Genomic DNA, 12079 nt, shown 5'->3' with positions numbered 1-12079 from the left:
TGAAGCTTTTTATTTCATCAGCTTATTCATCGTGGTTAACAGCTCGTCAATGACTGCACTGTCCCCTTCTTGGATGCGCTCAATCACACACGATTTCATATGTCCTTCCAAAAGGATACGTCCCACTGAATTTAAGGCAGATTGTACTGCAGCAATTTGATTCAAGACATCATCACAATAAGCATCCTTCTCCACCATGCCCTTAATCCCGCGAATCTGCCCCTCAATCCGATTGAGACGCGCCTGCAAGTTTTGCTTGGTTTTTTCTGAATGATGACTGTTTCGATCAGATGTATGACAAGACTGCACAATGTTCAATTCCGCATTTGACAATAAGATTCCCCCTCTAATCATCCTACAATATTCACATCTCTGTCAGGAAGACAGCCCCAATTCTTTTCGGACATTCTCCAATCCAAATCGCTCGACAAACTTGAAAAACTTCTCTCTCTTTTTCCCTTGCGTCTGATACAACGCAATGATGCTTTGGACGATGGTGGATAATTGTTCTTCCTTCACCTGCTCGATCAGGAGCTGGGCTGTTCTGGCCTCCATTGTTTTCGATTGGCCTCCGACGTAGATTTCAAAGGTTTCTTTTCGCTTGACGATCCCGATATCTTTTACCAACGGCTCTCCACAGGCATTTGGGCAGCCTGTATAACCGACTCTCATCGTAAAAGGAACGGTCATCCCTGCAATCGTGTCATTTAAATTTCTCGCTGCCATAAGCCCTTCAATCTCCGCTCCTTTGCAAAAAGAACAGACTGACAAATTCTTTACAACAGAGCCCGTTTCGTACACGCATAAGCCTTTGTCACGCAGCGCATTTTTGGCAGCCTCCGCCTTCTCTTCATTCATCTCGACTATAAGCTGCTGAAAGATCGAAAGTTCGAGTTGGGCATCCTCGCCAACGATTTGACCGATTGCCATCATATCTGCAGGAGTAAACACAGAACCCCCGACACGAATTTCTGGACTTACGGCAAACTGTACACGCTTCAAAAAGCATTCCTCCTACACTATCTGGATTTGTAATATTCGGTCAACTGATCGATATACGAAAGGCTGCAATTCTACAATCACAGCCTTTCCCGCAACTTTTGCTTATACGACATCGTATCCTTGATCTTCAATCGTCTCTTTCACATTTTCCAGCGAAACAACAGATTCATCAAAAGTCACGCTTACCTGATTGTCAGCAAGGCTTACCGTTGCTTTGCTAACCCCTTCCAGTTTTTGTAGAGCACCTTCTATAGAGATAACGCAGTGATTGCAGGACATTCCTTGTACGTTCAAAGTGACATTCATTTTACATCCTCCTTTGTTTTTGGGAAACTTATCTCGATTACATTTTACAATACCCCCGTAGGGTATACAATACCCAAATTTACATTTCCTGCTGTGTACATTTAAAAAAGCTCCCCATCTATTTAAGACAGGGAGTTATTTGCTTACGCTTCTTGGCTGAGATGCGTTCTTATGGGAACAAAAAACACTTGCTCCACCTCATTCGCTGATAATGGGCGACTGTAATAGTACCCTTGAATTTCCTTGCAATGATTTTCGGTTAAAATATCCAGCTGATCCTTCGTTTCAATGCCTTCTGCAATCACATCCAATTTCAGATGCTTTGCCATCGAAATGATGGTGGCCACAATGGCTTTATCGTTTTCATTTCGAGACAGGTCTGTTATGAAGGAGCGGTCAATCTTTAGCTTGTGAATCGGAAACTTTTTCAAATAGCTCAATGAGCTGTAACCGGTTCCAAAATCATCCAAGCTAATTCTCGTTCCGATTTTGTTTAACTCTTGCAGGATACTGATCGATACTGCCGGATCCATCATCATGCTCTCCGTGATTTCCAGCTCCAAAAAGTGCGGGGCAAGCTTGGTTTCCTCGAGGATATTTTTGATGTACTGGACGAGGTTCCGTTGGTGAAATTGATGGGAGGACAAGTTGACGGAAACGGGTATCAACGGTCCCCCTCCATCATGCCACTGCTTCATTTGCCTGCACGCTTCGCGAAGCACCCATGTACCAATCTCATAGATCAACCCTGTCTCTTCAGCAATAGGGATAAACACTCCTGGTGAAAGCATCCCTTTGGTAGGATGATTCCACCTGACGAGAGCCTCCACTCCGATCATGCGATTACTTTCCGAATGAAATTGAGGTTGGTAGTACACCACCAGCTCTTTTCGTTCAATTGCTTTTCTTAGATCACGTTCTATTTCAATATTTTCCAGCAATTGGACGTCAAATTCGGGCGTGTAGAACAGATGACCATTTTTCCCCTGTTTTTTCACCTCGTACATGGCCGTATCCGCTTTTTTGAGTAGCGCGACAGCATCCGTTCCATGGTCTGGGAAGATTGCCGTTCCGATACTCGCTGATATGTAAAACTCACTGTCTTTTAGCGAGAATGGCTGTTTCAACGCTTCAATGATCTTATCCGCTAAACTCGCCGCTTCCCTGCGGTCCGCTCCTGTTTCGCAAAGGATGGTAAATTCATCTCCACCCATCCGGGCAATTGTGGCGTGGTACCCTTCCGCACTCTTTGCAATTCTGTCGCTGACCCCCTGCAAAAAGATATCGCCGTAGGAGTGACCCAAGGAATCATTGATCATTTTGAAACGATCGATGTCGATAACCATGATGGCAAAGCTCGATAAATCTTGGCTGCTTTTTTCAATGGATTGATGAAGAACTTGATTAAACTTTCTTCGGTTCGGCAAGTCGGTCAGCTCATCGTGATAAGCTAAATATCTGATTTTTTCTTTCACGCGATTCTCTTCGGTAATATCCTTCACAATGATGTGATTCCCCACCACTTCTCCTTCAATCTCAACCGGGACATTGAGTACACTCAACTCTACGCGATTTCCGTTCGGATGAAAAATGGTCGTCTCAAAATTATTCCGATTGGGCTGAAAAGACTGGGCAAAAGAATCTTTGGTGATGTCCCTTTTCTCCTCTACAATATGCATGCCAATTTTCGATACGTGTTGATTAATGAATTCTTCCTCCCGCAATCCACCAATCTTCGTAACAGCTGGGTTCATTTTGATAATACATCCGCCTGTATCTAAGGAAATAATCCCGTACTCATTATTTTTATAAAGGGAACGATACCAGCTTTCACTTTCCTGAATGACCGTATCTTTTTGCGAGAGTCGTTTGTTAATAAACAAGCCGAACAATGTAATGCCGATCAGTAAAAAGGTGGCCAAGACAATGATATAGGCCAAGGTCTCCGGCTCAATCTGCGTTTCCACTTCTGTTGTCGGCAGTTCTGTAACGTAGAAATGCGCTGCAACCATCCCGGTGTAATGCATGCCCGCGATTGCTGCTCCCATTATGAGTGAGCTGCCCAATTTGTATAAATACGCGTATTTTGCCTGATCACGGCGAAAGTAAAACAAGAGCCAAAGTGCCGCTGCCGAAGCAGTCGCTGCGATGATAATGGATAAAATGACGATCCACATATCGTATGTAATTTCAATAATCATCGCGGCCATTCCAACGTAATGCATCCCAGATATTCCAGCAGCCATAAGAATTCCCGCGATACCTAGCTGTCTCGCATGTAAGTTGCTTTTCGTGACGGTAAACAAGGCTATGCTTGAGACAAAAATAGCAAGGATGACGGATAGGACGACATACTCCATGTCATACAAAACCTTAATGGGGAGGGTAAGTGCCAGCATTCCGACAAAATGCATGGACCAGATTCCAAGCCCCATCGTTGTGGCACCAAAAATCAACCAGAGTAGCTGATGCTTCCCCTTACTTTTACTCACTCTGGCTGCCAGGTTGAGAGCAGAAAAAGAAGCTGCAACCGCGATTAAATAAGATAGTATCACAAGGAAACTGTCGTACGTTCCATGTATCTGGTGATCCAAGCTCGTTCACCGCTTTCCTTTTGTTAATCTCGATGGTCTCACTTAACCATGCTGCCTGATTCCCCATAACGATTTACCTGCAAAAAGGAATCGATTTCTTTCGTGGGCAGCGGCTTACTGTAAAAGTACCCTTGGACTTCATTACACATTTGTTCCTTTAGAAATTCAACATGTTCGTGTGTTTCTACGCCCTCTGCAATAACGGCAATTTTCATGTTGTGTGCCATGTCGATGATCGTTTTTATAATCGCTTGATTCCGTGGATTCAAATTCCGGACAAAGGATTGATCGATTTTGAGCCGGTCGATCGGAAATTGACTTAGATAGCTCAAAGAACTGTAGCCCGTCCCGAAATCATCGATACTGATGCTAATCCCAAGACCTTTCAACCGATTCAAAATCCGTATCGTATAGTCTACATTTAGCGCCATGCTTTCCGTGATTTCCAGCTCTAAGTATTGCGGTGATAAGCCTGTTTCTTCAAGGATTGAGGTAATCATCTCAATGAGGTTGTTTTGCATAAATTGGCGTAAGGATATATTCACTGCAACAGCCAGTTCTGTATAGCCTGCTTCTTGCCACACTTTTGTTTGCTGGCATGCCGTTCGCATTACCCATTCCCCAAGTGGAACGATTAAGCCTGTTTCTTCTGCGATCGGGATAAATTGAATTGGTGGGATGAGACCAAGGTCTGGATGTTCCCAACGAATCAGCGCCTCCATGCCGATAATCTTGCCGGTGTGCAAATGAATCTTCGGTTGGTAGTGCAGTGTAAATTGTTTCTCATCCAGAGCTTTTCGCAATTCTCTTTCAAGCTGTAGCTTTTTAGCTAAAACCTGATGCAGCTCCTCCGAGAAAAATTGATAATTATTTTTTCCTTGCTCTTTTGCCAAATACATGGCTGCGTCTGCATGCTTCAGTAGCGCTTCGATATCGTCTCCATCATCCGGATACATGCTGATGCCGATACTTGGTGTGATAAAGATTTCGATATGGTCTAACGTAATCGATTCTGACATGCTCGTGATGATTCGCTGCGCAATTTCACCAGCCTCCTTGTGTGAGACACCTGTGAGAAAGATGGCGAACTCATCTCCACCTAGTCGAGAAACAGAATCTTCTTTTCGCAAACAACCGATGAGACGATTTGCTACTGCTTGTAAAAGGACATCCCCAATGGAGTGGCCAAGCGTGTCATTGATGTTTTTGAAACGATCCAAATCGATGAACATGACGCCGATTTTCTCATTTTTTTGTTTTGCCTTGAGCATGGCCTCAGCCAGTTTTTCATGAAAAAGCGTTCGATTAGGCAGATTGGTTAAGGAATCGTAATGGGCCATGTAGCGAATCGTTTCTTCTGCCTTTTTTCTCTCGGTGATGTCAATCATGGAGCCTACCATTTCCACGATCTCTCCGTTTTCCTCAATAGGCGACAATGTAATGTAATAATCATTTCCGGATAGTTTCAGTTCGAAGGTAACAGACTCACCAGCAAATGCTCTGCGAAAATAGCTTTCCATTTGCTCCGCTACCTCATATGGAAAGATTTCATACGATGTTTTTCTCAACATCCTCTCAGACGTTAGCCCGAGCTCTTCGGCAATTTTCCCTTCACACAAGGTATAGGTGATGTTTCCTTTTGGATCTGTTACGATCTTGAACACGCAGTTTTGCAAGTTTTGGACCGTCCTGCGAAAATCGTTCTGCAATGCTTCTGCCAATGCTGCCTCTGCTTCAATCCGGTCGGTAATATCCGTACGGATCGAAACATATTGATACGGAACTCCCCGGTCGTCTAAAAATGGCACGATGGTCGTATTCATCCAGTATTCACTGCCGTTTTTGGCGCGGTTCTTCACTTCGCCCTTCCAGACTCGTCCTTGCTTGATCGTTTCCCACATCAATTTAAAAAACGACTTGGAATGATAGCATGAGTTAATGACCCGATGTGTATTTCCAACCAATTCATCCACTTCGTATCTGGAGATTTCACAAAACTTGTCATTTACATAAGTAATGACGCCTTTATCGTCTGTAATCGCTACAATCGAAGATTCATCAAGTGCATTTTTGATATCGTGCAAGTCCTTCATCGTCTTTGAAAGAGACTCTTCCATCTGCTTTCGTTTCGTGATGTCCGTCCCAATTGCCACGTACTGATAAAGGAAACCACTGTCGTTCATGAACGGCACTAACGTCATGCTAAGCCAGTATTCCGTACCGTCCTTTGCCCGATTTTTCATCTCGCCTTTCCACACTTTTCCTAGGCTGATGGTATCCCATAGCGATTTAAAATAGTTTCTCGAATGGAAACCGGAATCGACGATGTTATGGTTTTTTCCGATTAATTCCTCTCTACTAAACTTGGATATTTGACAGAAGTTGTGATTGACGTAGGTGATGATTCCTTTTTCATCTGTTATCGAAATAACAGATGACTCTTCCAATGCAGATAATGCATACTTTACATCTCTGATTTGATTAAACACATGGCACCCCCGCCTGTTCTCGCATTACAATTGAAACTTACGAATGGAATGCTGCAGCTCTTCTGCCATTTCGGCGAGTGTACTAGAAGCGGTTGTAATCTGTTCCATAGAAGCTGTTTGTTCTCCGCCACCATTCTTGAAACATGAGCAATTCCCTCTGAAAATTCCACGACGGAAACCGTTCCGTAATTGGCTTTATTGATTTGTCCTGACATTTCTTGTGTTCTTTTCGAGATTCGTTTGACTCGCGATTTTCGTAATAATCGAAACGATTGAACCGACTTCTTTTGATTTTTCGCCGAGCATATTGACCACTTCAGTTGAAGAGCTCACTCTTTGATTCATCTCATTCATTTGCTCGATAGATTTGGCAACCACTTCATTCCCTTCTGTTGCTGTTTTGTTCGCTTCAATGGATGAGCTGATCGCATGCTCCATGCTCGTTGCTGTCAATTCCTCGGAGGAAGCGGCTACTTGTTGTGAATGGAAGGAGACTCGTTCTAATAAATCTTGCAAATTGTGCTTCATTCGGGAAAAATGGCGGGCAAGTTCACTAATCCCTTTATCTTATGTAACGGCATTTACCATAGGTCTTTTGACCTTTTTTCATCAATTAACATCGTTCTGTAACATTTCTGAAATTCTTTTCGACAAGGAAAAAGCCCCTACTGCCAAGGCAGACGAGGCTTACATTTTCATTTATGCGGCTCATGTTTCCTGCATGTCTTATCGTTTTGGCGCCCGAAAACCTGCTTGCTGGGCTTCTTCCTCCGTCGCAAACCACATTTCCGCTTTTGTTTGCTCATAGCTAGCGGAGCCAGGAACGTGATAGATTTTCTCGCCCTTGCTGTTGACATTGCCCTTGATGGTCTTGCCTTCTGGTGGTGCAGCGTCTGCGGCGGTATTGTTATTGGATTGTTTTTGGGGCTTGGCTTTTTCCTTAGAAGCCCCTGCCTTTTGCCCTTCTAAAGCCCAAAGCCCTCGATTCTGCTCCCGCGCCTCACGCTCGGCTGCCAGGAACAGCTCTGCTTGGGCTACATTCGGTGGGATCGTCATGATCCGGGCGTAGCCGTCACGAACGAGCTTTTCATTGACAAAGGTTCCATCTTCCAAATATACGTAAGCAAGCAAACGCTTGTATTTGTCATAGGGCTCGACATCGAACTTCAGCTTAACCTTTTTACCCGTTAAAAGCTCCTTGGAGTAATTGCTCGCTTCTTTCCCATACGGTTCGACTGGATGGTTGGGTTTCACTGTCTCCGGGGTATCTACGCCAATCATACGGACTTTTTCCCCGCTGTCCAGTTCGAATGTATCGCCATCAACCACTCGTTTGATCACAGCATCCATCTCTCCGTTAGCTTCTGGTTTGCCGGACGCTCCACAGGCCGATAGCAAAAGAGCCAGTGCGAGCAGATACATTGCAAATCGTTTCATAGACTTCCTTCTCCTCTTCTATGTTGCATTGTTTTCCAGCGTAGTGGATTTGCCCGCGCAGGTCAATAGGAGAGAAAAAAGTACAAACACTCAAGACTTTTGGTAAAATAATGAAAATGAAAAGGGAGCGATTCTCCCCTTCCCGATCAACTCGATAGTGTTGGCTTCTCCTTGCCCCCCTACGCAGCGCCACGAGAACTGCCACCGCTCGAGTATGTGTTGGATAAAGAAGTCCATTTTGGGTAACGAAAAAAACGACCTTCGCGCAAGGTCGTTTTGTTTATACGTCCAGATTTTAGTCACGATCGGCACTAAACAAGAACAACAGGACGACCACGACAATAATAATCCATATAAATTCCTCGTTCTCGCGATCAAAAAAACCGTCGAACAGACCCATGGTGGAGTCCTCCTTTCCTTCTCGCTACAGCCTATGCAAAAGGCTAGACGCGTGCCAGTAGGTGGAAGAGCCCAAAAGTGAAATGCGTGTTCGACAGACGACTTTTAAAAAACCTCAACAAGAATGTACTACTTACTAGTAGACAGGATCAAATGCGTATAGGTACCTAGCTGTCTGACTTCATTCGTAAAACCAAGATGAACAAGCTCCTGTAGCAACCGAGAGCGATCAGCATAGCAGCGGTCCTGAATATCTGCTATCACGCTCGTATGGCCAGCCTCCTCTAGTGCAACAAGATGCGCTTGTCTATGTGCCTGATCCACAAACATCAAATCGGCAATGACCAAGCGTCCCCCTGGTTTTAATACACGACGACATTCCGCCAAGGCAAGCTGCTTTTGATCATCCGTCAAATGGTGCAAGGCGTAACTCGTAGCCACAAAGTCAAACCGATTTTCTAAAAACGGAAAGGCGAAAAAGGTTCCCAGCTTCGTCTCGACCTCTGGGTGTTTCGCTCTGCATTGCTTCAGCATTTGCGGTGATTGGTCGAACCCGCTCATCCTGGCTCCTTTTTTCACAAGACGCCCTGCGAGGTTTCCAGTTCCCGTTCCGGCATCTAGGCCACATTCTCCCGGTTTGACTGCAACTGTCGCAACGACTTCATCCAGCACGTTTTCGTAAGATTCGTGACCATTCCCGCCATGTACCCATTCGTCGTATCGGTCCGCCCATTCATTAAAATTCCATCGATCCACCCAGTTATCCCGAGTCTGCTTTAATCGCTTGTTCGCCTCTGCCAATGTAAACAGCTCTGCTGGATCAATCGACTCTCTACCCTTTATCCGCTCAATCATCGCTTCTGTCGTTTGGATGACCTTGCTCATTTCTACCCATCTTGTATACATAAACGAACGCTGCAGCTCTAAATAATGGAGAAGAGTGCCTTCCTGATCCTTCATTTGAATCAGAAGCTCCCGAATGTCTTCTACCGCCATCCCGACCTCGCGCAGTGTAATGATGGTTTGCAGTCTCCAGACATCTTCCTCTGTGAACTGGCGATAACCGGATGCATCTGCTTTCGATGGCTTGATTAGCCCTTTTTCTTCATAATATCGAATCGCACGCGGGGTTATTTGCAAGCGATGGGCCATGTCTTTGATTTGCATGGAACTCTCTCCCTGTATCATTCTTTTCTTATCATAAACCTTGACGCAGCGTGAATGTACAGTTAGAAAGAAAAAAAGCTGCCGGATTCCTCCCGACAGCTCATTTCTATACTTATTAATGTGGCGCCGGCTCAGAAATTTGTTGGAGAGCGTCACTCGCCTCATCGTGGTGGACTTGACGAACAGCCATATCTGCCAACGCCACAATTCCGACCAGCTTGCCATGCTCGACAACGGGCAGGCGACGAATTTGATGCTGAGCCATCACCTTTGCCGCTTCATCAACCGTCATTCCTGGCTGACCGAGAATAATGTCTCGGGTCATGACAACCTCGGTTGCAGTCGATCCTTCATGCTTTTCAGCCAAACCGCGAATCACAATATCACGATCCGTAATCACGCCGATCACATCATTTTTTTCATCTACAACCGGAATGACCCCTACATTCCAATCGCGCATTTTGCAAGCCACTTCATACACATTATCCTTAAGCGTCACAGTAGCGACATCTTTTGTCATAATTTCGCGCAGAGTGCGATTTTCCAGCTTTGCCATTTCATTCTCCTCCTTTTGCTAATCAACGATTGTAGTTTGTCCGCTCATCTATCGTTTCATTCGCAAGAAAGAGTATGATATATTGCGCTTCTTCCAAAAACAGACTATGATTAATAAGTGAATATCTCACCCATTTTTAGGAGGAAAAAGAATGGTCATTAAGGACACGGGTATTGGCACGAAAGAAGTCTTTTTCGCCGATCTGGAGCATTATATGAGCGAACTCGGCTTTGATCGCGGCGCTTGGGATTACAAGCATGCTACATACGATTATAAAATCCAAGATAAAGGCAACGTCTTTTACCTGCGCATCGAAGCGACCGTGACAGAAGGCAAACTTGAGGATACGCACGCAGTCCTGAAGCTCGAAGATCCTTACATGGGCAAACATCTTTTCCCACACGGTCTGGACTACGATTACCCAATGCCAGACTCCGTTGTAAAAACAGCGAAGTTGAAGCTGCAAATGCTGGGTGAAAAGCTGTCCTCACACTAAAAAATGAAATGGCACGGTGTACAGAGAGGAATCCCCTCTCTGTTTCACGTAGAGGGGGGTTATTTTTATGAAGACGAGGGGCGTACCTGACTTCTTGCTCCTGTTTTTGACCGCCCTACTTGTTGGGTTTGGGATAACCATGGTACTTAGCTCCAGCTCCATTTTCGCGTTGACGAGCTTTACAAGCGGCGGCTGTGATTATTGTGGCGGAGATGAGCTTTATTTCGTGAAGCGTCAATCTGTTTTCTTGCTGCTCGGTGTCGTTGGGATGCTGGTGGCCATGAACATTCCCTTCTCCTTTTATAAGAGAAACTTCTTATTGATTGCGCTCGTCAGCTTCTTTTCTTTGCTCCTGGTCCTTGTTCCAGGTATTGGTAAGGAAGTAAACGGAGCTCGATCGTGGTTTGAAATCGGTTCTGCAACTATACAGCCTGCGGAGTTTGCCAAGCTTGGCCTTATTCTGTACTTGGCAGCGATCATCTCCAAAAAAGGGGACGGGATTCAAAAGCTGAAATCTGGTTTGATGCCCCCACTGATGGTAACGGGGATGTTTTTTATGATGATTGTAGTCCAGCCTGACCTCGGTTCTGCCGCCATCTTGCTCGGGTGCGCTTTGATTGTCATGATCTGCGGTGGAGCCAAAATCCGTCAACTGGTCGGTCTCGGTGCACCAGCTGTGACTGTTGCTCTATTGGTATACATCACAGCAAAGCCCCATGCCTTGAATCGGATTTACTCGTACCTCAATCCGTGGAGTGATATGGATGGCACCGGCTACAACATTATTCAATCCTGGATTGCGATTGCACATGGCGGTCTGACTGGGACAGGCTTTGGGAAAAGCATTCAAAAGTATTTGTATTTGCCCGAGAGACATACCGATTTTATTTTCTCGATCATGACAGAAGAGCTTGGTTTTATCGGTGCCTCGGTGTTCCTCTTGATTTTCTTGCTTTTCCTGCTGCGAGGCATCCATATTTGTCTGCGCGTAAAAGACACCTTTGCCAGTCTGGCAGGTATCGGTGTTGTCAGCATGTTTGCCATTCAGGCGATCTTAAACATCGGCGGAGTGACGGGTTTGATTCCTTTGACAGGTGTACCATTGCCCTTTATCAGTTATGGTGGTTCCTCCTTACTCGTATGTCTGCTCGCCACTGGCTTTTTACTCAGTATATCGCGGGAAGTCAGTCGCCAGAAGGTAGAAGAGCAATTACAAAAACAGCCATATGCCATGTAAAAAACAAACAAAAGGGATACCGGATGCGTCCAGTATCCCTTTTTTCTTAGTCATTTCGAAGAAGTTCGATTGTTTCCACCCGTACATTCACAGCTTCCACATAAAGACCTGTCAGTGTTTCCACCGCTTCTTTTACTTTTTCCTGTAGGACGTGACAGACGTGATGGATCTGCGCCCCATAACGGACGGATACACGCATGTCAATGGTGACTCTGTCGTCGATTACGGATACAGTAATGCCTTTCGCGCCGCCATTCAGCTTTTTCGCCAAATCTTGATAGATTCCGCCTGAACGGACTGTGACTTCCAACACTTCTTCTACAGCAACGCCAGCAATGATTGCGATCACCTGATCTGCTACTCTGATTTCGCCAAGCCTGTCAGCCATCAGGACGC

The 12079-nt window shown here is 45.3% G+C and carries 12 protein-coding genes; 2 read left to right on the top strand and 10 right to left on the bottom strand.

Features of this window, described 5'->3' with window-relative positions:
* Positions 1 to 9: 9 nt before the first annotated feature.
* The 9 genes from FO446_RS11865 to FO446_RS11825 all read right to left on the bottom strand — a co-directional run bounded on the left by FO446_RS11865 (position 10) and on the right by FO446_RS11825 (position 9950).
* The gene (locus FO446_RS11865; protein WP_173609653.1) at positions 10 to 333 is read right to left on the bottom strand and encodes a metal-sensitive transcriptional regulator; all 324 of its coding nucleotides are present in this window, start codon (positions 331 to 333) and stop codon (positions 10 to 12) included.
* A gap of 42 nt (positions 334 to 375) precedes the next feature.
* Complete coding sequence (locus tag FO446_RS11860; protein ID WP_173609654.1) at positions 376 to 1002, bottom strand: NAD(P)/FAD-dependent oxidoreductase; 627 nt, start codon at positions 1000 to 1002, stop codon at positions 376 to 378.
* A gap of 102 nt (positions 1003 to 1104) precedes the next feature.
* Entirely contained in the window at positions 1105 to 1308 is a 204-nt protein-coding gene (gene copZ / locus FO446_RS11855; RefSeq protein ID WP_173609655.1) for a copper chaperone CopZ, read from the bottom strand.
* 143 nt (positions 1309 to 1451) lie between these two features.
* The gene (locus FO446_RS11850) at positions 1452 to 3902 is read right to left on the bottom strand and encodes a bifunctional diguanylate cyclase/phosphodiesterase (protein ID WP_173609656.1); all 2451 of its coding nucleotides are present in this window, start codon (positions 3900 to 3902) and stop codon (positions 1452 to 1454) included.
* A gap of 38 nt (positions 3903 to 3940) precedes the next feature.
* Entirely contained in the window at positions 3941 to 6391 is a 2451-nt protein-coding gene (locus tag FO446_RS11845; RefSeq protein WP_237900716.1) for a bifunctional diguanylate cyclase/phosphodiesterase, read from the bottom strand.
* A gap of 195 nt (positions 6392 to 6586) precedes the next feature.
* Positions 6587 to 6907, bottom strand: coding sequence for a hypothetical protein (locus tag FO446_RS11840; RefSeq protein WP_229088035.1), 321 nt, complete (start codon positions 6905 to 6907; stop codon positions 6587 to 6589).
* A gap of 210 nt (positions 6908 to 7117) precedes the next feature.
* Positions 7118 to 7828, bottom strand: a complete 711-nt coding sequence (locus FO446_RS11835) for a thermonuclease family protein (protein WP_221867171.1) — start codon at positions 7826 to 7828, stop codon at positions 7118 to 7120.
* A gap of 528 nt (positions 7829 to 8356) precedes the next feature.
* Positions 8357 to 9394, bottom strand: coding sequence for a MerR family transcriptional regulator (locus FO446_RS11830; protein ID WP_232773142.1), 1038 nt, complete (start codon positions 9392 to 9394; stop codon positions 8357 to 8359).
* A 115-nt stretch (positions 9395 to 9509) separates the two neighbouring features.
* Positions 9510 to 9950 carry a CBS domain-containing protein gene (locus FO446_RS11825; protein WP_173609661.1) on the bottom strand — a complete coding sequence of 147 codons (441 nt, stop codon included), beginning with the start codon at positions 9948 to 9950 and terminating at the stop codon, positions 9510 to 9512.
* A 151-nt stretch (positions 9951 to 10101) separates the two neighbouring features.
* On the opposite strand from FO446_RS11825, the gene FO446_RS11820 reads away from it, so the two are divergent.
* Together FO446_RS11820 and ftsW are read left to right on the top strand one after the other, a co-directional pair.
* Positions 10102 to 10446, top strand: coding sequence for a YugN family protein (locus tag FO446_RS11820; RefSeq protein WP_221867174.1), 345 nt, complete (start codon positions 10102 to 10104; stop codon positions 10444 to 10446).
* A gap of 67 nt (positions 10447 to 10513) precedes the next feature.
* Positions 10514 to 11683, top strand: a complete 1170-nt coding sequence (gene ftsW, locus FO446_RS11815; RefSeq protein WP_221867175.1) for a putative lipid II flippase FtsW — start codon at positions 10514 to 10516, stop codon at positions 11681 to 11683.
* Between the two features lie 46 nt (positions 11684 to 11729).
* Here the strand turns inward: ftsW and FO446_RS11810 are convergent, their stop codons facing one another.
* Complete coding sequence (locus FO446_RS11810; protein WP_173609663.1) at positions 11730 to 12071, bottom strand: Asp23/Gls24 family envelope stress response protein; 342 nt, start codon at positions 12069 to 12071, stop codon at positions 11730 to 11732.
* Positions 12072 to 12079: the final 8 nt, after the last annotated feature.

Source organism: Brevibacillus brevis (assembly GCF_022026395.1).
Lineage (GTDB): Bacteria > Bacillota > Bacilli > Brevibacillales > Brevibacillaceae > Brevibacillus.
This window is presented reverse-complemented; position numbering and strand designations above follow the sequence as displayed.